Origin of the sequence: Streptomyces sp., from assembly GCF_031181555.1 — a bacterium.
GTDB classification, from domain to species: Bacteria; Actinomycetota; Actinomycetes; order Streptomycetales; family Streptomycetaceae; genus Streptomyces; species Streptomyces fimbriatus.
Window position 1 is genome coordinate 1 of record NZ_JAPSKQ010000029.1, and the last position, 20,287, is coordinate 20,287.

General features: G+C 68.1%; 18 protein-coding genes and 6 pseudogenes. 14 read left to right on the forward strand and 10 right to left on the reverse strand.

The features are described from left to right. Positions 1-559 precede the first annotated feature (559 nt). Both RIM90_RS08945 and RIM90_RS08950 read left to right on the forward strand, forming a co-directional pair. Positions 560-2,938, forward strand: a complete 2,379-nt coding sequence (locus RIM90_RS08945; protein ID WP_309060060.1) for an Orn/Lys/Arg decarboxylase N-terminal domain-containing protein — start codon at positions 560-562, stop codon at positions 2,936-2,938. Between the two features lie 93 nt (positions 2,939-3,031). Then, positions 3,032-3,752, forward strand: a pseudogene (locus RIM90_RS08950) (IS6 family transposase). 40 nt (positions 3,753-3,792) lie between these two features. Here the strand turns inward: RIM90_RS08950 and RIM90_RS08955 are convergent. Both RIM90_RS08955 and RIM90_RS08960 read right to left on the reverse strand, forming a co-directional pair. Next, positions 3,793-3,993 carry a winged helix-turn-helix domain-containing protein gene (locus RIM90_RS08955; protein WP_309060061.1) on the reverse strand — a complete coding sequence of 67 codons (201 nt, stop codon included), beginning with the start codon at positions 3,991-3,993 and terminating at the stop codon, positions 3,793-3,795. A 17-nt stretch (positions 3,994-4,010) separates the two neighbouring features. After that, on the reverse strand, positions 4,011-4,277 hold the full coding sequence (locus RIM90_RS08960) for a helix-turn-helix domain-containing protein (protein WP_309060062.1): 267 nt from the start codon (positions 4,275-4,277) through the stop codon (positions 4,011-4,013). A 221-nt stretch (positions 4,278-4,498) separates the two neighbouring features. On the opposite strand from RIM90_RS08960, the gene RIM90_RS08965 reads away from it, so the two are divergent. Further along, positions 4,499-4,927 carry a DUF6892 domain-containing protein gene (locus tag RIM90_RS08965; RefSeq protein WP_309060063.1) on the forward strand — a complete coding sequence of 143 codons (429 nt, stop codon included), beginning with the start codon at positions 4,499-4,501 and terminating at the stop codon, positions 4,925-4,927. 103 nt (positions 4,928-5,030) lie between these two features. On the opposite strand, the pseudogene RIM90_RS08970 reads toward RIM90_RS08965, so the two are convergent. The 3 genes and pseudogenes from RIM90_RS08970 to RIM90_RS08980 form a co-directional block, all read right to left on the reverse strand. Next, positions 5,031-5,184 (reverse strand): annotated as a pseudogene (locus tag RIM90_RS08970) (IS6 family transposase); the annotation flags it as partial. 490 nt (positions 5,185-5,674) lie between these two features. Next, a complete protein-coding gene (locus tag RIM90_RS08975) occupies positions 5,675-5,842 on the reverse strand; it encodes a DUF4177 domain-containing protein (RefSeq protein WP_309060102.1) in 168 nt (55 codons plus the stop codon). 710 nt (positions 5,843-6,552) lie between these two features. Beyond that, on the reverse strand, positions 6,553-6,735 hold the full coding sequence (locus RIM90_RS08980) for a hypothetical protein (RefSeq protein WP_309060064.1): 183 nt from the start codon (positions 6,733-6,735) through the stop codon (positions 6,553-6,555). Between the two features lie 139 nt (positions 6,736-6,874). On the opposite strand from RIM90_RS08980, the gene RIM90_RS08985 reads away from it, so the two are divergent. Together RIM90_RS08985 and RIM90_RS08990 are read left to right on the forward strand one after the other, a co-directional pair. Then, positions 6,875-7,117: a replication-relaxation family protein gene (locus tag RIM90_RS08985; RefSeq protein WP_309060065.1), complete on the forward strand. Its 243-nt coding sequence runs from the start codon at positions 6,875-6,877 to the stop codon at positions 7,115-7,117. Then, positions 7,114-7,638 carry a replication-relaxation family protein gene (locus RIM90_RS08990; protein WP_309060066.1) on the forward strand — a complete coding sequence of 175 codons (525 nt, stop codon included), beginning with the start codon at positions 7,114-7,116 and terminating at the stop codon, positions 7,636-7,638. Before RIM90_RS08985 ends, RIM90_RS08990 begins: the two co-directional genes overlap by 4 nt. A 180-nt stretch (positions 7,639-7,818) precedes the next feature. Here RIM90_RS08990 and RIM90_RS08995 read toward each other — a convergent pair. Further along, a pseudogene (locus RIM90_RS08995) lies at positions 7,819-8,139 on the reverse strand (transposase); the annotation flags it as partial. A 9-nt stretch (positions 8,140-8,148) separates the two neighbouring features. Between RIM90_RS08995 and RIM90_RS09000 the strand changes: the two are divergent. Then, a pseudogene (locus RIM90_RS09000) lies at positions 8,149-8,358 on the forward strand (transposase family protein); the annotation flags it as partial. A gap of 197 nt (positions 8,359-8,555) precedes the next feature. Continuing rightward, positions 8,556-10,520 carry a M20/M25/M40 family metallo-hydrolase gene (locus RIM90_RS09005; protein ID WP_309060067.1) on the forward strand — a complete coding sequence of 655 codons (1,965 nt, stop codon included), beginning with the start codon at positions 8,556-8,558 and terminating at the stop codon, positions 10,518-10,520. Positions 10,521-10,711: 191 nt separating this feature from the next. On the opposite strand, the pseudogene RIM90_RS09010 reads toward RIM90_RS09005, so the two are convergent. The 4 genes and pseudogenes from RIM90_RS09010 to RIM90_RS09025 form a co-directional block, all read right to left on the reverse strand. Next, a pseudogene (locus tag RIM90_RS09010) lies at positions 10,712-11,629 on the reverse strand (trypsin-like serine peptidase); the annotation flags it as partial. Positions 11,630-11,647: 18 nt separating this feature from the next. Then, positions 11,648-12,214 carry a hypothetical protein gene (locus RIM90_RS09015; RefSeq protein ID WP_309060068.1) on the reverse strand — a complete coding sequence of 189 codons (567 nt, stop codon included), beginning with the start codon at positions 12,212-12,214 and terminating at the stop codon, positions 11,648-11,650. Between the two features lie 637 nt (positions 12,215-12,851). Then, positions 12,852-13,610: a hypothetical protein gene (locus RIM90_RS09020; protein ID WP_309060069.1), complete on the reverse strand. Its 759-nt coding sequence runs from the start codon at positions 13,608-13,610 to the stop codon at positions 12,852-12,854. 181 nt (positions 13,611-13,791) lie between these two features. Continuing rightward, on the reverse strand, positions 13,792-14,508 hold the full coding sequence (locus tag RIM90_RS09025) for a hypothetical protein (RefSeq protein WP_309060070.1): 717 nt from the start codon (positions 14,506-14,508) through the stop codon (positions 13,792-13,794). 455 nt (positions 14,509-14,963) lie between these two features. On the opposite strand from RIM90_RS09025, the gene RIM90_RS09030 reads away from it, so the two are divergent. The 7 genes and pseudogenes from RIM90_RS09030 to RIM90_RS09060 all read left to right on the forward strand — a co-directional run bounded on the left by RIM90_RS09030 (position 14,964) and on the right by RIM90_RS09060 (position 19,848). After that, positions 14,964-15,371, forward strand: a complete 408-nt coding sequence (locus tag RIM90_RS09030; protein ID WP_309060071.1) for a hypothetical protein — start codon at positions 14,964-14,966, stop codon at positions 15,369-15,371. A gap of 243 nt (positions 15,372-15,614) precedes the next feature. Further along, complete coding sequence (locus tag RIM90_RS09035; protein ID WP_309060072.1) at positions 15,615-16,097, forward strand: DUF2235 domain-containing protein; 483 nt, start codon at positions 15,615-15,617, stop codon at positions 16,095-16,097. 37 nt (positions 16,098-16,134) lie between these two features. Next, positions 16,135-16,548, forward strand: coding sequence for a hypothetical protein (locus RIM90_RS09040; protein ID WP_309060073.1), 414 nt, complete (start codon positions 16,135-16,137; stop codon positions 16,546-16,548). 410 nt (positions 16,549-16,958) lie between these two features. Continuing rightward, positions 16,959-17,120, forward strand: a pseudogene (locus tag RIM90_RS09045) (ISAs1 family transposase); the annotation flags it as partial. A 283-nt stretch (positions 17,121-17,403) separates the two neighbouring features. Continuing rightward, complete coding sequence (locus RIM90_RS09050; RefSeq protein ID WP_309060074.1) at positions 17,404-18,087, forward strand: ISAs1 family transposase; 684 nt, start codon at positions 17,404-17,406, stop codon at positions 18,085-18,087. A 463-nt stretch (positions 18,088-18,550) separates the two neighbouring features. Beyond that, positions 18,551-19,456, forward strand: coding sequence for a M4 family metallopeptidase (locus tag RIM90_RS09055; protein ID WP_375165413.1), 906 nt, complete (start codon positions 18,551-18,553; stop codon positions 19,454-19,456). An 86-nt stretch (positions 19,457-19,542) separates the two neighbouring features. Further along, positions 19,543-19,848, forward strand: a complete 306-nt coding sequence (locus RIM90_RS09060) for a protealysin inhibitor emfourin (RefSeq protein WP_309060075.1) — start codon at positions 19,543-19,545, stop codon at positions 19,846-19,848. The last annotated feature ends 439 nt before the right edge of the window (positions 19,849-20,287 follow it).

Here is a 20,287-nt window from a genome sequence, read left to right on the forward strand (position 1 = left end):
GGTGCCGCGGAGGACCGTCACGGACGAGCTCCGCTCCCACGGCGCCGCCCACCGCGAGGCCATGCCCTGCGCCGAGCACCGTCAGCCGAAGTACCTCAACAACCGGACGGAACAGCCACCAGCCCACTCGGTAGCGCGAACGGACGATGGAGGACTTTTCCGCGGCGTGGGCAAAGCCCAGCGGTTCCCGTTCGCGTTCAGCGGCACCCACCCCACTGCCGGCCCCACCGCCACCTGTTCACCGCCCCCGACCACCGAGCCGACACGACCACCCGCTTCGCCATCCGGGACCACGTCACCGGAGTCGTCGGCACGGCCGCAACGGCCTGCCCCGGACCGACACCCCAGCCGACCACGCCCTGACACGCCACCAGGCCCGCGCACACCAACAACGTGACAACGCTCTCCGCCGGGTTGTCGGACGTGCCACATTGACATGTCAAGGAGTGGTCCGTGCTGCCATCCCTTGGGGTGGTTTGACCGGCCATTGGACAATCATGCGCGCGCAGGCCGCGAACACTGGTCGGGGGTGGCGCGGGCCACCGGGGAAGGGGGCGGCATGGCCGAGGGCACGGTTTTGGTGGCGGTGACGGAGCATCCGGAAGACGGGTGTGCCACTGCTGGGCAGTGGACGCGCATCGCCGAGAGAATCCGGGCGAGTGGCCTACAGGTCCGGTGGGTGGTGAGCGCCTCCGACGCCGAGGCGATGCTCAGGACGGAGGCCGGTTTGGCCGCCGCAGTGGTGGCCTGGGATCTCCTGCCCAGAACCGAGGACGGGCCGGGTGGAGCGACCGTTCTGCGTCGGATCGGGCGCCGGTTCCAGAATCTGCCGGTGTTCCTGGTCATGGCGGACGAGGGGCTGCGTGAGCTGCCGCTGTGGGTGTCGCAGTCGGTGGTGGGCTACGTGTGGCCGTTGGAGGACACACCGGCGTTCATCGCGGGGCGGATCACCACTGCCGCGCGTGCTTACCAGGACGCCCTGCTCCCACCGTTCTTCAAAGCGCTGCGGCGCTTCGACGACGCGCACGAGTACTCATGGCATACCCCGGCGCACTCCGGCGGCGTCGCCTTTCTCAAGTCGCCCGTGGGCCGGGCGTTCCACGACTACTTCGGAGAGCGGCTGCTGCGCAGTGACCTGTCGATCTCGGTGGAGGAACTCGGCTCGCTGTTCGAGCACACCGGCCCGATCGGCGAGGCGGAACGCAACGCCGCGCGGGTCTTCGGTTCCGACCGCACGTACTTCGTCCTGCACGGCGACTCCACCTGCAACCGTCTGATCGGCCACTTCAGTGTGACGCGTGACGAAATCGCCCTGGTGGACCGTAACTGTCACAAGTCGGTCCTGCATGGCCTGGTCGTCTCCGGAGCCCGACCGGTGTACCTGGTCCCGACCCGCAACGGCTACGGGCTTGCCGGACCGCTACCTCCGGCCGAGATCACGGCGGACTCGGTGGCGGCGCGGATCGCGAAGAGCCCTCTCACGGGAGACGCGGTGTCGTCGCGTGTCCAATACACGGTGTTCACCAACTCCACCTACGACGGGCTGTGTTACGACGCGGTGGCGGTGGCCCGGACCTTCGCGGCCAGCACACCCCGGCTGCACTTCGACGAGGCGTGGTTCGCGTACGCCCGCTTCCATCCGCTCTACGCGGGGCGGTACGGCATGTCGGTGGACGAGGAGGCCTTCCCCGGTCCCGACCGGCCGACGGTCTTCGCGTCCCAGTCCACCCACAAGCTGCTGGCGGCGTTGTCGCAGGGCGCCATGGTGCACGTCCGGCCCGCCCCGCGGGCACCGGTGGAGCACGACCGGTTCAACGAGGCGCTGATGATGCACGGCACTACGTCGCCGCTGTATCCGATGATCGCCTCGTTGGACGTGGCCACGGCGATGATGGATGGTCCGCAAGGTCAGTGGCTGATCGGCGAGGCGATCTCGGAGGCGATCCGGTTCCGCCAGGAGATGGTGCGGATCGGACGGCGGATCGAGGCCGCCGAGGACCGGCCGCCTTGGTTCTTCGGAGTGTGGCAGCCGGGCGAGGTAACTGATCCTGCGAACGGAACGCGGCTGCCGTTCGACGAGGCTCCGGCGGACTTGCTGCGGACCGAGGCGTCCTGCTGGCACCTTGCACCCGACGCGGACTGGCACGGCTTCCTCGGTCTGGCCGACGGCTACTGCATGCTCGACCCGATCAAGGTCACCCTGACCTGCCCGGGGCTCGACGCGACTGGTGTGATGTCCGACTGGGGCATCCCGGCACGGATCCTTACCGCCTATCTGAGCACGCGCGGCATCGTCGTGGAGAAGACCGACAGCTACACCACGCTGGTGCTGTTCTCCATGGGCATCACCAAGGGCAAGTGGGGCACGCTTCTGGACGCCCTGATGGACTTCAAGGATCTCTACGACGGTGATGCCCCGCTGGACCGTGTACTGCCCGTCCTGGTAGCCGAGCACCCGCAGCGCTACGCAGGGCGGAGTTTGCGCGCCCTGTGCCAGGAGATGCACGACCACTTGCGTGATGCCCGCCTGGTCGAACTACTCGACATGGCTTTCCAACAGCTCCCGGAGCCGGTCGCCCCGCCCCAGCTGTGCTACCAGCGCCTGATCCGCGGCGGCACAGAACGGATCCGTCTGGCGGACGCACCGGGCCGGGTCGCCGCGGCGATGGTCACGGTGACGCCGCCCGGCATCCCGGTCCTCATGCCGGGTGAAAGCATCGGGGAGGAAGACGGCCCTCTGCTGCGCTACCTCAGCGCCCTGGAGTCCTTCGACCGCCAATTCCCTGGCTTCGGCAGCGAGACGCACGGGGTGACCCGTGCCCCTGACACCGGTGACTACCTGATCGAGTGCCTGCGCCCGGACGAGCAGGAAGGACTTCTCAGCGCCGTAACGCCGACGCAACGGCGGAGGGCGCAGAGCACCAAGACGATGGGTTGAGTCCTCCTCACTGGAAGGACTCGGCAGGGTGCTGTCACGTTGGCTGATCGGATGGGATGATCTTCGGGTGGGTCAGGCCGGGAGGGGGCGTCCGTGGACAGCGCGCCGCCCTCTTGCAAAGGGCACCGGTACCCGGTCGAGGTGATCTCCCGCTGCGTGTGGCTGCACCTTCCGCTTCCCGCTCGGCTTCCGCGAAGTCGAGGGACTCGTGCTCGAGCGCGGAGTGATCGTCTCCTACGAGACGGTCCGGCGGTGGCGCGCCAAGTTCGGGCCGGCCTACGCCGACGCGCTGCGCCGCCGGCGGCCCCGGCCGGGAGACAAGTGGCGCCTGGACGAGGTCATCACCAAGATCAACGGCGCGTTGAAGTACCTGTGGCGGGCCGTCGACCAGGATGGGATGGTGCTGGACATCCTCGTGCAGGACCGGCGGGAGACCGCCGCGGCCCGGCGGTTCTTCCGCCGGCTGCTGAAGAAGACCCGTACGGTGCCGCGGGTGGTCGTCACGGACAAGCTGCGCTCCTGCGGTGCGGCCCACCGCGAGGTCACGCCCTCGGTGGAGCACCGCTGTCACAAGGGATTGAACAACCGGGCGGAGAACAGCAACCGGCCCACGCGGCGGCGGGAACGCGCGATGAAGGGCTTCCGACCGGTCGGCGCCGCGCAGCGGTTCCTGGCCGCGTTCAGCGGCATCTCACCTCACTTCCGGCCTCACCGCCACCTGATGACCGCTCCCGGTTACCGAGCCGAGACGGCCATCCGGTTCGCCATCTGGAACCAGATCACTGGCGCCGCCGGCCGGCCCGCCCCGGCCTGAACACAGAACCCAACCGCACGCCCACCATGCCCCGACACCGTCAGGAGCCTGCAAACTCAACAACGTGACAACGCTCCTCCCCGCCTTCGGCCTTCGCTTTCGCGCGGATCGCCGGCCAGGTCTCCTCCCGCCAGACGCGGACCGCCTCCTGGTCCTGCTCGACGGCTCGCTTGTCCGGGCGCTGGAACGACAGGCCCCAGCGGCGCAGGTACTTGCCCACACCCTGCTCGGTCAGCCGCACCCGGTACAGCTTCGCGATCAGATCCCCACCCCGGCGCGCGTCCACAGCTGCCCGGCCAGCCCCGGATCGCAGGGCCGGTGATCCAGTACGGCCTGCCGGATCGCCTGCTGCTCGACCGCATCGAGGGTCTGGTGCTCGCCGGGGCGCCGTCCACGCGGCTGGGCCGCGAGCGCTTTGCACCCGCCTGCCAGCCACTTCGCCCACCAGTTGTCCACCGCCTTCAGCGGGACCTGGAACACTGCTGCGACATCCTCGCGAGTCCGGCCCGCCACCAACGCGGCCACCGCCCGCAGCCGAAGAGCCTCTGTGCCGACGGCGACAACTGCCGTGCGTCTCCCACCAGTTCATTCACGCAGGGATCAACGACCCAGAACACCTACCGCTTCGGACCAATAGCCAACGGGATGGTTTTGCCTCGTCGGCTGCCGAACGCTTCCGGAGCAGGTGTGCTCCGTTGCCAGACTGCGGTGGTCTTGGTGTCAGTGGTGCCGTCTAGGTTGTGCACATGGCCACGTTTAAAGACTTTAACTTCAAGCTCATCGTCGTCGAGCAGCTGATGTACATCGATGAGACGCTCACGCCTCAGTTCCGCCTCGCCGACCTCCTTAAGGAGAAGGGGCTCAGCGACGCCCCCTGGGAGTACGCGCAGCAGCACGGCCTGGCGTACCAGGTTGTGCCCGAGGCGCGCAGCTACTTCGCGTCACTGGAGATCAGCGACGAACTCCTGGCCGGCGTCGAGGAGCTGTGCATGGACGGCGGTAACCAGGTGTACCAAGAGTGCGCCCCGGTCTGGGACGGCGAGGACGACCTGTTCGACGTCGCTTCCCTCGACGACCTCGTGCTACTTCCGAACCTCCGGCGCGTCCTCGGCTCCGAGTTCCTGGGCCCGGAGTTGCGGAACGTCCTCAGCGCCCGCGGCATAGTCGCCGACTAGCGTCGCGAACGAGCGGCCTCGACCACAGGCGTGAGACCGATCAGCAGGGGGCCCGCGAGCCGGCACTCAGGTAAGACCGCTACCGTGCATCCGGGGTGACGTCGATCCTCTCACAGGAGAGGATCACTCCGCGCTCGAGCACGAGTCCCTCGACTTCGCGGAAGCCGAGCGGGAAGCGGAAGGTGCAGCCACACGCAGCGGGAGATCACCTCGACCGGGTACCGGTGCCCTTTGCAAGAGGGCGGCGCGCTGTCCACGGACGCCCCCTCCCGACCCGACCCACCCGAAGATCATCCCACCTGATCAGCCAACGTGACAGCGCCGTGTGGACGCCTCTGTCCGGCGGCACGCCCCGCCCCTGGACTGGCCTGTGACGACCCCGCTGCTGCGGCCCAGCCGACAGGTGACAAGGCCCCGACGCCCCGGACCAACGTCCGGGGCGTCGGGGTGTTCCCGGTCTGCCAGAATGCGCCGGGCGAGTCAACCTCGATGTTCGAAGCGTTCACGCGGTGCCGGGCGACGGCAGCGACGAGCAGTCCCGCACTGTGGGTTCCTTTGCCGAACAGCTCCTTTTGCCGGTCCAGGAGCCATCGAACATCGATATGCAGATCCGAGATCAGACCACCCGGCGCACCCTGCCGACGTCCGAGGGCAAGCCAACGAAGTCGCGGTTGAAGGCCTCGACAACGCCGGGCTGCGCGATGATTGCACGGAACGCTGCGGTGGCGTCGGCTACGCGCCAACTCGTCACTGGAAGTCTGGACGCTTCAGATAGGCCACGAGTTTTTCGCCTTCGGTGTCGGAATGGCTGGGCACGACTTGGACGAGTTCCCAGCCGTCTGCGCCCCAGGTGTCGAGGATCTGCTTCGTCGCGTGGGTCAGTAGCGGTACGGTCGCGTACTCCCACTTCGTCAGCTCGGATGTTCCACCCCCGGTGAGTGCGGAGGCGGCGACGTCCTTGCTGGAGGCAGCGGTCGCCCTGGGTCGTTCGGCTTTCGCCTGCTCGCCGGCCGGGAGCAGCAACAGCACCACTGCGCCGATCGAGAGCAGCAGTGCTGAGCTAAGCGACCACCAGCGGAAACGTGAGCTGATGCGGCTTAGCTTGGAGGGAACGGAGCGTGACATGAACGTCCTCCTCGTAGTTGAGGACCAGGTCCGTGGCGGGGGCCATGTCGGGAGGGTGCCTGCCCGCTGGTGCCTGGCAGCCCGGAATTACGGCGAGTGTTGTTCAACCGTCGCATCGGGCACCGGCCAACCGCTTAGCGTCACGGTTGGAACACACATGGCGACGATAGGTCGGCGGGAGCCACCGCAGCCAACCCATGGGACCGAACGAGTGAACGAGAGCTGGTGTTTTTCCCTGCGCCGGGGCCGCTCCCGGAAGCATGAGCCCGAGCACGGCCGGTCGGAGCACCGCACGCCATCCAGAGCGCACCACGCCGGCCCAGATCACCCTCTACAAACCGGCCGGGATGGCGGCGCAGGACACCGCGGCCACGACCCTGGTCATCGCCCGCACCCGCCTCAAACCGGTTCCCCACCTCGGTCACCGACCTGCCCCAAAACCCCGTCCACACACTCCGAAGCACCGCAAGCAACCAACCCGCACTTACGAAGCTAACGTTTCATAAGAAGAATACCTTCAAATTAAATACACCACCGCGCTGCCACGCCTTCAAAACACAAGGCGTAACAGGCGACAAGGCTAGGAGGAAGGTGGCCTGGATGAAGGTCGAGGTGCCCCCGCCCGTCCCCACCGCGGCGTTGGTGGAACTCAGCTGCAGCCTGCCGACCTGGGGCATGCTCATGGCTTCCCTCTTTCGCTCAGTAGCCAGCGACCAGGCCCCGGCCACGGGTTCGCAGTCGCATCGTGGCCGCGGTCGGACCTTCGTGGTCGACAGCCCTATCAGAGCCGCCTGCTGACCTGTGCCACACGAGGGAGCCGACATGACGGACGTCGACACAGACGGTCCGGACCGGCTGGCGCTGTCGGTGCTCGCCCAGTACCGGACGGCCACCACCGAGCAGACCCACCTGATCATCTCGCCTGAGGTACGGATCGAGCAGACGAGGCGCCGGCTGATGAAGCTCCGCAGGGAAGGGCTCGTCGACCGCATCACCCTGCCCCAGGCCGGACGCACCCGGGTACGGCGCCCCACCCAGTACGGGGCACAGATCGCCTGCGAGTGACCCGAGCTGCGCGGCCGGCGGCCACCAAGGGGCGTGACCGACCGGATGGCGGTGCGGTTGAAAGCGGGCATGGACTGACGGTGACCAAGACCGCGCTGGCGTTCCTGCAGGACCTCCGCCGCCGCGGTGAAGCGCGCCAGCCTCTGGACTGGATCCCCGAAGTTCACCACCCCCTTGGCAGCGGCGAAGCCGTCATCCCCGATGCGCTGTTCTACTACCGCAAGGGGCGCGGCGGGCGCGGTTCGATGCTGCGGGTGTTCGTGGAAATCGACCGGGCCACCATGGGACCAGAGCGCCTGGGCGCCAAACTCGCCGCCTACGCCCGCCTCCACCAGTACGTGCCCGCGCCGGCGCGCGGCGGCCGGTGGGGCTGCTGGAGCCGCCGCAGGAGGAATGGCGGCGTCGCTACCCGCTCTTCCCCTGACTGCTGTTTGTCCTGGACGCCACCGGCCCTGTCGGCGAGGGCGTCTGGGCAAGTGGGCCGGGCCCTGCTTGCAGGATTCTGCCGCCGGGTTCAGTGAGCTCTTTCAGAGTGGCCACTGATCGGGTGACGGGTCGGTGTCCCGCAACGCACGAGGCTCCTGTGCCGTTGAGAGAGGTGTTCGACCTCTCAACTCATCAGCCCAGGAGCCTCGTTGGTTCCCTATCCTGCCGCACTCGACCTGCCTCACGCCCTGGTTGAGTGAGTCTCAATGATGGTGTCAAGCCGATCGGGGGGCCGGTGGGGTGGGGGTGAAGTGCCTCTTGTCACGGAGCATGGCCCATAAGACGTCAACTCGGCGGCGTGCGAGGGCGAGCAGGGCCTGGACATGGATCAGCCCTTCGACGCGTTTCTTGAGGTAGTAATCCCGGGAGGGGCCGGGGCGCATCGTGGCAGTTTGGGCAGCCATGTAGAAGACATGTCGTAGGCGGCGGTGGTAGCGCTTGGGTCGGTGGTGGTTACCGGTCCGGCGGCCGGAGTCGCGCGACACCGGAGCCAGTCCGGCGTGGGCGGCCAGGCGGCCGGCGTCTGCGTAGCCGGACGAAGCGCAGTCCAGGTTCCCTACTGGGGGCGGTGGGAGACTCTTTCCGTCGGTCAGAAGGCCGTGAATCGGTCTCACGCGAAGATCCGGGCCCTCGTCGAGCAGGTTGTCGCCCCCCTCAAGTCCTGGCGGCTCCTCCGCAAGCTGCGCTGCTCGACCACCCGCATCACCGGCCTCGATCAAGCCGTCCTCTGCCTGCATCTGGCCAGCTCAGACTGAGGATGGAAAACCCTCAGTGTCTTCTTGCCGTTATTTGTTCCCCGGGCTGTGAAACCGGATGCCGGGCACGGATCGTGGTGCAGCGGCGCCCCGCACGTACGCCGATCGGATACAGATGCAGGCGCGTAGGCAGCGGACGAACCCGCCACGGGGCACAGGACGAAGCGGGGGAATTCACACCATCGGAGGCACCACACATGTCCGTCCTCTTCTTCGACATCGGGGCCACTCTGGCGGATGCCCGCGTGGAACCCGACGGCTCACTGACACTCAGACCCCGGCCCCGGGTGACCGCGGTCCTCGACGCCTTCCCGGACACACCGAAGGGCATCGTCTCCAACCCGGGCACCGGTGACGAAGCGGCCCACCGGGCGGCGGCGGCCCTCGAGCAGGCGTTCCCCGGCCGCTTCCCGGACGCCGGTCTCCTCCACTGGGGTGCGAAGGACAGCCGCGCACTCTTCGACACGGCGGTCGCGAGCGCCCCGGGCGTCCCGGCCGGCGACTGCGTGTTCGTGGGCGAGGACCCCCGGGAAAGGGCGTTCGCCCAAGAGGCGGGCATGCGCACGGCCGCCCACCCGGTGCTCACTCTCGCGGCGGTGGAGAACCGGCCCGTCCACTTCGCACGGATCGGCGTGCCGGACGGCCGCGGCCTGCCCGAGCTGGCCGCAGCGGCGAGCACGGCCGAGGTCGTTCCCCTGCACGTCGCCTCCGACCGGCTCGTGCTCGCCATGGCCAGCGCACTCGGCGCCGAAGCGCTCGAACGCGCTGGGTTCACCGTGGACCTGCGCGAACCGGTGGAGGACAGCGCCGCCTTCCTGATCCGCGACAACCGTCCTGTCGCACAGGCCGAGGCGCTCGTGGGGTCCGCCGGCACCCCCGGACCGGCGGACGCGGAGGCGCGGCGCGCCACCGCCCTGCACGGCTTCGTCACCGACGCCCTGGCCGCACAAGGCGCCCCGCCGCCCACCACGCTCGGGCCCGCGCCAAGTGGGGTCTACCTCGCCGTGCCCGCCGGCGCGCCGGTCGAACAGATCCATCTTCCGGGTGCCAAACCCGGACACACCGAACGCCTGCTGCCGGACCCGATGCTACTCCCGTGGCCCGGCGAGACCCGGACGCACCCGCTCACCGACACCCCGGTCCGGGAACGGCACCCGGAATCCGGCAACGGTCTCCCCTCCCCCGCGACGATCGCCGCGGTGCGGGCGACGGTGACCTCCGAGGCCTTGCGGGGTCATGTGGCACGCCTGTCCGGCGCGCAGCCACTGGCCGGGGGACAGTCGCAGACCGTCCGCAGCAGGGACGCGGCGGCCGATGACAACGCCCAGGTCGTCGAAGCACTCGCCGACCGGTTCCGGGAACTCGGACTGGTCGTCCGGCAGCATCCCTTCCGGTGGTGGGGACGACAGCTGTTCAACGTTGAGGCCGAGCACAGGGTCGCCGGGGCGGAGTCCACCGTCCTCATCACCGCCCACATGGACTCGACCGCCGCCAACGGGGACTTCGTGGACCCGAACGGCAATCCCCGCGACTACGACCCGGCGGTGGACCCCGCGCCGGGTGCCGACGACGACGCAAGCGGAACGGCGGCGGTTCTGGCAGCGGCCGAATGTCTGGCTGCCCTGCTCGCGGACGGCGGCCGGCCGACCCGCAACGTGCGTTTCGTCCTCTTCAACGCCGAGGAGCAGGGTCTCGTCGGCAGCAAGTTCTACGCCCGGGCCGCCGCCGCACAGGGCGACAACATCGCCGGGGTCTTCCAGATGGACATGATCGCGGGACTGCAGCCGGGCAGCACACCCATCATCGAGATCCACGCGGGATCCTTCGTACCGGGCCCGGTCGTGGAGGCCTCCGACGCACTCGGCGAACTCGTTGCCCGCACAGTACCCGCCTTCGGCCCCGCGGTGACTGTCCAGCACCTCACGGGCCCCGACGACCCCGCCAGGGGACGCAGCGACCACGCGAGTTTCCACGAGCGGGGATGGGCGGCCATCGCCGTTTCCGAGGACCTCTTCTCCACCTCCGACGGCGCTCCCGGCACCGGCACCCGCCAGTACCACACGCCGGCGGACACACTCCTCGACCAGGACCACGACACCGACTTCGCCGCCACGGTCGCCGGCTCGGTGATCGCGACAGCGCTGACCCTCGCCGGACTGTAGCCACCGAGGGGCAGGAGCGAGGGGCCTCACCCCCAGGGCACCCACGCCGTCCGGTGCGCGGCCGTTGGCTGTCTCGCACCGGACGAACCCGTGGGGTCTTCAGCCGTGCGGGGATGTCGTCGACGGCGCCGCGGCGCGCGTCCCGAGACGGACGGAGCACAGCACAGGCGCGGCAACCCGGTGGCGGGTCGTCACAGGACCTTGTACGTCAGCTCGTACAGGGAGGAGGACAGCGCACCGATGGCCTGGGTGCGTTCCCCGAGGCCCAGCTCGGAGGGGACGATCGTCGCCCCGCCGATGAAGCGGGACTGACCGGTTGCCTCATTCATTTCCCTCAGGACGATGTCGACCGGTGCCTGGTCGGCGAACGGCACGAACCGCTCGTCGAACTCGAACACGTCCCCTGCCCGCATGCGTACCCGTTCGAAGACGCCGCCGTCCCCTCTGCTCACGGTGATCTCGTCCGCGCCGTCCGGGTCCTGAGTCCTCTTGGCTTCGAGAAAAAGGAGCTTGGCGAAAGCCGCCTCTGCCATGTCGTTCCTCCCGCGTTCCGTGTCGCACAGCGTATGTTTCGATGCCCGGCAGGTATCTCCAGACGCGGGCACAGGTCCGCGGCCCGGCCGTCCGCTCAGGCCCAGACCTCCGAGAAGTCGATGTCCGGCGCCCACTCGGGGTGGTCTGTGAACGGGTTGCGGTTGCCCTGTAATCTCCGTGATGGCCGCGTTGTGGTGCAGTTCGTACTCGGTGGCCGGCTCCCGCTGGTGCCAGTCCAGGAGAATGGGCAGCCGGTCCCGGGTGAACTCCTCCTTCGGAACGGCCGAGTGGTGCAGCGCCACGACCTCCCACTGGTCGTTGAAGACCGGGCAGCCCGACGAGCCGGGAACGGTGTCGGTGACGTAGTGGACGAACTGCTCCAGGATGTCGACGATCTGGTTCTCCCGCAGCGCGAGCTGCTTCGGCTCCCCGTTGGGGTGCTGGATGATATTGACGAATTCCCCGAGTACGGCCTTTCCTTCCGTCCCGTCCAACGGCAGCCGGTGGAAGTCGGCGAGTTGTTCGTTCGGCTCGTTCCGTTCGGCGACGGCGACGACGCTGAAATCGAGTTCCCGGTCGGTCGCGAAGAATTTCTACGGCTCCAGCGCGAAGACCACAGGCGTCAGCGGGCGTTCGTCGGGACCCGCCTGGCAGTTGAATTCGATCATGGCACGCGAGGCCTCGTCCGCTGTGCGCAGGACGTGATTGTTGGTCATCAGCAGCGAGGGCGCCACCATGAATCCGGTGTCGTGGCGCACTCCACCGGGGACCCTCAGTGCGATCCGGCCGATCGACCGGGCGGCCAGATACCCTCCCTCGAGGAAGGTCACGCTGGTGAGGTCGTTGCGGCCCATCAGCCGTTCCAGACCGAGGACATCGGTGCCGAAGGCATCCGGCCTCAGCGGCAGTGTGCTGCCCGTGGCCGTCCGCGGCACCGTTTCCATGCGTTCGACCGACCTGGCGAGCGACCAGTCGGCGTTCAGCCGCGCCAGCCGCTTGGTGCCCCGCTCGGGATCGTCGGCGTACAGCACGCCCCGGCGGTCGAGGGTCCGCCGCGCCTCTTCCCTCTCCGCCGTCCGTTCATCGAACCGCCTCGCCGCCTTCTCCAACTGGGCCAGGTAATCCGTCTCCACCCGAGACACGTGTTCCGCGGTGGTCATGACCGATTTCTTCCGTGCCGGTTCCTCCTTTCCATTGTGCACATCGGTCACGAGAAAATCTTCCTCGCATTTCGATATTCGATTCAAATATCGTCTCTTCAAACAGGGAGGCGACCGGTGGAGCAGTACGGGGAATTCGTCGGCTGTGCGGGCCCGCGTGCGGATCTGCCGTAGGCCCCGGAGGGAGCCGGACGGCGCCAGTTCGCCGGTCGCGCACGGTCCGATGCCCCGCACTTCCGCACCGCCTGTGGGACACCTCGGCGCTCGTCACGCTGCGGTATGAGGCGCATTATGGAAATGAGGGTGCGTGACGCAGCGGACGCGGTGTCGTCCGGCACCTGCCCGTCGGTGCCGCCCTCGGCCAGCCACGGGCCGGTACTTCACGGCGGGCGGACGGGCGGTGGCCGCCCCGGCGAAGCCGCGTGGAACAGGCACGGTCTCACCGGTCCCGTCTCACATCCGGTGCCAGGTGCCTCCCACTCCGACGGACCGACCACCCACCTCGTCCGGTGCCGCGTCCTCGGACAACGGGACGGTGGGAACCATGGGACTCACAGGCGGTTTCCGTGACGAGCGGGTACGCCGGGCGGCCGCCGCGGCCGCCCGGTACGACGAGACGTCGGGTGGAGGGGGCCGGTCAGGTGGGCCTGCCACCGGCCTCCACCAAGGCGGTGAGTACACGGCGGGTCTTGTTCTCGGGGTGCTCGGAGAGCGCCACCCCGCGCTCCCGAACCGCCTCCTCGAGCTTCCGCTGCTTGCGCTCGGCCCGTTCCGTGAACGTCTCCCGGTCGTCCTCGTCCTTGGGCTTCACCCGGATCGAGGCTTCCAGGAACTCCAGGCCGGTCACCGACCACACCTCCAGATCGACCTCCAGGTCGTCGAGCGGGACGTCGTCGATCTCCGTCGACATGACCGGCCCCAGCGCGGCCAACCCGTCGAGCGGGACGGAGGGCGCACAGGCGTGCAGGAACTGGTCCTGCACCGCGTCCATCGCCGCAGCGGCATCGGCTCCCGGCTCCACCGCCCCGCCCAGCGTGCCGGGCGGGCAGTCGCGTACCAGAGAGGCTGCCAGCACACGGCGGTTGCTCGACCAGTCCTCCTCGATGCGGTAGGTGAAGGGTCCCGCCTGGAAGGGGTCGGAGAACCGGCCGACCAGCTGATCGCGGTCGCACGGACGCAGCTTGACCGTCAGGTCCTCCGATCCGCCGCCCAGTCTGAAGCGCACGATCACGCCGTTGTCCAGCAATGGGACCCGCCCCTCGGCGGCGCCTTGCTGGTCCTCGGCGAACCAGATCCGGCGTGAGGTCAGCACGCCGCGCGAGCTCCCGAGAGCCGACAGCGCACCGGGCACGTCGCCCTCGACGTTGACCTTGATCTCGACCGGAAGCAGGCCCATGACATCGCTCCTGCACGGGTTTCCGGGGCCGCAATCCTCACTTCTGAGGGTATCTCCGCTCCCTGGGCGGGGGCGGTGTGGGCCTCCGGCTGTGTACGCGGCACCGCGTCGCTGCCCGAGGGAGTGGGCACACCTGCGGGCCGGAAGTCCGCTCCGCCGGGGACGAGTCGTGACGCCGGATTCAGTGTGAGTGCTCCCCTGCCGCCAGCTCGCCTTCCTCGAGGTAGAACTCCCGCCCCGTGACGAGCCGCAGGTCGGTTCCGGCCGGCCCGTCGCCGACGAGGCCCGCGACGACCTGGTCGCCCTCCCGCAGCCTGTCGCCCGGGCCGTCGGGCCTCCCGGTGATCGCGAGGGCCGGCCCATTCCGCAGCACGTCGTCGGTGAGCTCGGCACCCGACGCACCGGGGGCCTGCCGCATCGCAACGACGTGGTCGAAGTCCGGGGGCATGGTGACGAGGTGCGCGAGGAACCGCTCGTCACCCTTGCCGAAGGCCAGGTAGGTCAGCTCCGTGGGGCGGACGGCGTGGGGGTCGAACCGCCGGAAGTGAACGACGTGCCGCACTTCGACCGTCACCGGGTCCAGGAGTTCGGTTCCGCCGCGTTCGAAGTGGCCGCGGAACAGGGTGCCGGTGAACGATGTGCGTGCGGGTTGCCCGTCCTCGCCGACGAGCTCGGTCAGGACGAAGCGTTCGGGTTTCAGCGTGTAGACGGCCGTCCCGGTCGTCCGCCGGTCGTCGGCGTACACCTGCTGAGCGTCGCCCGCATCGTTGGTGAAGGCGGCCTCGAGCAGAACCTGGAAGTCGTGAGGGCGCATGAACATGGGCAGGTGAGAGAGATACGCCGTCTCCTCCCCCACCACCAGCATTCCGTGGGTGGCTTTCGGATCGGCGACCGCCATGTTTCTCACCTCCGGTCGAAGCCCGCTTTCGGTCAGGGCAACTCGGGCTTCTCAGGGACTACCTCAATTCTTTCACACCGCCTGAAAGGGCGCACACAGCCTCACAGGGAGCGGAAGCGGCCCGGCCAGGCATCACCGCATGTGTGAGGGCGGTCGACCACCCGCGTGATCCCGCTTCGAAAACGGACAGGAAAATGTCATAGGAGTCCGGTCGCAGCCGAAGGTGCAGCCCGTCGGGGCGGAATCGCATCGCCGGCAGAGCCAGCCGGACGCGAAGGAAACGCTCCGCACGGTAACCAGGGCTTGTGACGTCTCCCCGAGGAGCGGGAGCCGAAGCTCTGGCGTGGCGCCGGGAACTCCTGTCCGGACACAGGAGGGACCTGGTCGTTTGGGCCGGATCCACGACGCCCGGACCGCATCCGGACGTCTTCGGACCAGCACCGGAAGGAAGAGGCATGGCGGTTTGCATTCATCACATCACGCTGCGCCCTGAGGCGGACGAGAACGCGTTCAACCGCTTCGTCGCCGAAGAACTTCTCCCTGCCGCGCGGACGTTCACGGACCGTAGGGCCGGGTTGCATGACGACCGCCATGTGCTCGTCAAGGACCACACCGAAGAGCGAACCTACTTGTGGATCATCGAGTGGCCCCTTCAAGGAGGCGAGAGCCCTGATTCCTTCGTCGTGGCCGTCGGGCCACGACTGAAATCGAAGCTCGACGCCTTCGCCGTGCACACCTTCAAGCTCTACGCTGTCGTGGCGCGGTCCAGCCGTGAATCCATCGTGACACCGACCCTCGACGTCCCCGATGAACTCACCGACTCCGAAGGCTGGCTCGGCGAAGACAGCTGGAACGTCGTGTGAGCATTCCGCCGGACAGGTGCCACTGAGACCGCACGCGTGTGTTCCGGGTGTTCCCCTCGGCCGACGCGTCCCGTCGGCCGAGGTCCCGCGGGCCGGCAACCGGCTCGGCAGTCATCACCGGCGGGCCGTGCACGCCCACCGGGGCCGCTGCGTGGGCCGCCGTCTTCTGGTGAGGCCAACGTGCGGTGGGAAACTGGAGATGGTGCCGCATGCTGCTCCGCGCCCTGGCGAGGAGGGGTGGTCATGGGGAAGCGTCTGGTGGTGTGCTGCGACGGCACGTGGAACTTCGCCGACCAGCCGAGCAAGACCAACGTCGCCAAGATCGCTCTGTCCGTCCGGCCGGGATCTGCCGCCGACAGGGAGCAGCGCGTGTGTTACCACAGTGGCGTCGGCATCCTCCGGCAGGAACGTCTGCGCGGTGGCGCGTTCGGCATGGGGCTGTCCCGGAACGTCCTGGACGCCTACCGGTTCCTCGTGGAGAGCTACGAGCCTGACGACGACCTGTACCTCTTCGGCTTCAGCCGTGGCGCGTTCACCGTCCGCAGTCTGGCGGGGCTCGTGCGCAACAGCGGCATCCTGCGCAGGGACCACGTCGGCCGGACGCGGGAGGCCTGGGCGCTGTATCGCGACCGGGTCGAGCGGCCCACCGACGCCGCCGCCACCCTGTTCCGCAGGACCTACGCCCGGGAGACCCCATCCGCGGCATCAGCAGGCCGGTGCCGCTGAGCAGGGGCAAGCGCTGAAGCAGGTCCGGTTCGCCGGGGTGCACTGCGATGTCGGCGGCGGCTACCAGGAGACCGGGCTGTCCGACATTCCCCTGCTGTGGATGGCCGCCCAGGCCCACAGACACGGGCTGCGTTTCGACCCCGGCGTCCTCGGTGAGTGCGGGCCCAGGACGGCGGGCGCGGAGGCGAGCACCGAATTCAGGGTGCGGCCGGACGGCTTCGCCCGGCTGCACGCGTCGCGGACGGGAGCGTACCGGCTGTCCAGGCCGCTCCATCGCCCGATCGGAAGGGCCGAGAACCGCGACGGGGTGCCCGACGGGAACGAATTCCTGGTGGTGCCCGCCAAGGAACGGCGGGACAGGGAATCGGTTTATCGACCGCCTGAACTGGAACGGTATGTGAGCGATCAACAGTTGTGCCGGCTGGAGCCCTTTCTTCTGCCTGATCTCTGAATCCCGGACAACGAGGACCACCCCACCCCCAGCTCGCAGGGCGGGTCGGCCGAGGCGTGAACCAACTGTTGGGCGCGTTATGTGAAGGAGCAGATGTGAGGCCGCTCCGCACCCAGGGGCTTTGCGTGTTCGCGGTTTGCGCTGAGTCGGGTGGTGATGTCCGCCGGTGTCCGGCGTGCGCGGGCCAGGATGCAGGTGCAGGCACGGCCTCGGTGATCATGTAGGTGTCGAATCCGCATGACCACAACCGAAGACCGTGCCTGCATCCCCATCTTCTCCCATCCCCTGGCGGGCTGGAGCAACTGGCCCGTACTGCATCGCCACAGCCGCTGCCCGACGCTGTCCGTCTGGCCCGGTTCCTTGCCGCTCTGCCCGAACCACGCAGTCGCCGTGGCCGGCACTTCCCACTGGTGGCGATCGTGCCGGCGGCCGCGGCGAGCGTACTGGCGGGCGCGAGATCTATGACCGCGATCACCGAGTGGATCGCGGACGCGTCCCGTGGGCTCCTCCTGACCCTCGGCTTCGCCGTCGATCCTTTCAGCAGAGCAGCCGTGGTGCCGCACTTCACCACGGTGATGCGGCTGCTCAACCGGCTCGACGGCGACGCTTCCGACGCCGCGATCTGTGCATTTCTGCAGGCCAGAGGCGACCCTCTTGAAGAAGCGGGACGCCGGAGGGCGGTGGCGGTCGTCGGCAAGGTACTGCGCGGATCGCGCCGGGCAGGCGGCAAGCCGGTATGGCTGCTGGCCGCGATGGACCACGCCGGCACCGTACTCGGGCAACGGCAGATCGAGGACAAGAGCAACGAGACGCCCGCCCTCATCCCCTACTGCAAGGCGTCGACTTGGAGAGCCGGTGGTCACGGCGGACGCTGCCCGCACCCGGTTGGCGAACGGTGCGTGGCTGCGAGCGCGCAACGCGCACTACGTCGCCGTGGTAAAGGCCAACCAACCCAGGCTGCTACGGCAGTTGAAGCGACCGTCCTGGAGGGACACCGGTCTCGACGACTACGACAAAGCCACCCGCCATCACCGCATCGAGATCCGGCGGCTGACGGCCGCGGCCTTCCGGCACCTGAACTACCCCGGTGCCCGCCAGACCCTCCAGGTCGTGCGCTGGTGCAAGGACCTGACCAGCGGAAAACTGTCCGTCCAACGTCTGCACTTCGTCACCGGCCTTTCCGCCGGCACCGCCTCGGGGACCGAGCTGGCGGGATGGACTCGCGGTCACTGGAAGATCGAGAACCAGCTGCACCATGTCCGCGACACCACGTTCGCCGAGGACGCCTCCCGGATGCGCAGGGTGGCCTGCCCCGCAGCACGGCCACCCTGCGCAACCTCGCGATCAGCATGTTCCGCCAGGACGGCCACACAAACATCGCCGCCGCCTGCCGCTATACCGCCCACCACCCGCAACGGTCCCTCACAGCCCTCGGAATCACATGATCAACGGACAGATCGACTACACGCAAAGTCCCTGGCTCCGCACCAGGAAAGCAATGTGGCGTCGAGCCCGGAACGTGCAATGATGGACATGTGAGACAGCTCACACCAAATAATGTTTTTGTGCATGAAACGGTTACCAGCCGGGCGGAACATTCGTCTCGGCCGGTCCCGAACGAATGCGCCCGTCCAGCGCGGACGGGCCGCGTGCGGGGGCCCGGGGCGCCCTCGCAGCGAGGAACAGACCCCCTGGATCACGGAGTACCGCGATGACCAGCGAACATCGACGCCACTGCATAACCCCCCCGTATCTGCTCGAAAAACTGCTGAGAAGCGATGACGGCGAGGTCCGTCAAGCCGCGCTGAACACCTTGCTCACCACGGCCCACCTGCGCGGCGAGCGAGCGGTGCGAGCAGCCTTCCCCGGTGTCGCCACTCCCGGCAACGCGCGTAGGACGGTTTACGACTGCCGGAACACCACGTCTCTGCCCTTCGCGGTTGTCGCGCGGTCCGAGGACGGGCCGGAATCGGCCGACGTCTCCGTCAACCGGGCATTCGACATGCTCGGCAAGACTCGGGATTTCTTCCAGCGGGTGTACGCCCGGAACTCGATCGACGGTCACGGGATGCGCCTGGACGGATACGTCCACTACGGCTACGAGTTCGCCAACGCATTCTGGGACGGACGCCAAATGGTGTTCGGTGACGGCGACGGTCGCATCTTCTCCGACCTCACCGGCTCGATCTCCGTGATCGCCCATGAACTGGGGCACGGGGTGACCGAGCACACCGCGGGGCTCGAGTACCACAACCAGTCCGGAGCCCTGAACGAGTCCATGTCGGACGTGTTCGGGGCGATGGTCGAGCAGTGGACGCTGGGTCAGACCGCCGAGCAGGCGGACTGGCTGATCGGCCGTGAGGTCTTCACCCCTCAGATCGAGGCCGACGCGCTGCGGTCGATGAAGGCTCCCGGTCATGCGTGGAACACCGAGAAGTTCGGCAAGGACCCCCAGCCGGACCACATGTCCAAGTACCTCAACATGCCGGACACCTACGAGGGGGACTGGGGTGGGGTGCACTACAACTCCGGCATCCCGAACAAGGCGTTCTACCTGACGGCGGCGACCATCGGCGGGTACTCGTGGGAGGCCCCCGGACTCATCTGGTACGAGGCCCTCAAGGCGTCCAACAGCGAGACACGCTTCCAGGAGTTCGCGGACACCACGTACCGGAAGGCCGGAGAGCTGTACGAGACCGGCAGCGCCGAACAGATGGCCGTGCTGGGGGCGTGGCAGGAGGTCGGCATCTCGATCACCGGGGTCTCGGCCGGGCTCGCAAGGGCACGCAATCGCGCAGCCGGCCAGAACGGGGACGCCCTCGCGACGGTCAGGGCGCTGACGGCCCAGGTGCAGGAGTTGAGCCGGGACGTGGCCGCGCTCAAGGGACGCGTGACAACCGGCCGTTGACGTCGCGGCACCCGGCGGCCGACGTCGGGTGCCTCTGCGGGAACAGCGGAAGTGGTGGACGGCTGAGAGGTGTCATGAGGGTTACTTTGGCAACGCACGGCGGGCTGGCGGCGCCGGTCATCGCCGGCCTCCCGCCGGACGTGGTGGACACCGACGCGCTGCCCGAGAGCGCCGCGGCCGAGTTGTCCCGACTGGTGGCCGCGGCCGTCCCGGCGACTGCGACGGCCGCGGGAGACCGGGAGTCCCACAGGCGCGCACCGGATGCCATGAGCTACTCGATCACGGTCGAGGAGGGCGGCCACTCGTCCGTTCTCGTACAGTCCGACTCGGACATGTCTCCAGAGTTCGCGGCGTTGCTGCGGTGGCTCAAGGAGCATGGTGGGCGGAAGTGAGAGAGGAAATCGAGGCACGTCGCCGTCCGCAGCAGACGACGACGTGCCTCGGCGGCTGACCGATGAAAATCCTTGGCTTTTCATGCTAGTTTCAGAGCCTTTCCCCGTCCTGTCCGGCCGACAGAACGCCGGAGGCGAAGCCGGCGAAATCCCGGGTAATGACATTTTTACTCGAATCGCTGATTTTCGGCATGCGACCGGAGAACACCGATCCAGGGGCGATCATGCCGGGTCCGACGTAACCTGGTGTACAAGTCGCGCTCCAGCCAGGCTTTCTGACAGGTCGGTGAGCATGGAGATGAACAGCGAGAAGCGGTGAATCCTCATGACTTTGGCTCGCAGCCACTACACGCAAGCGAACAATTACTCGTCGGAGGCGCAGAATTGCACTGATGTCGAGAACTACCTGACACCATTGGGGATGGCGGCAAATTCTGCC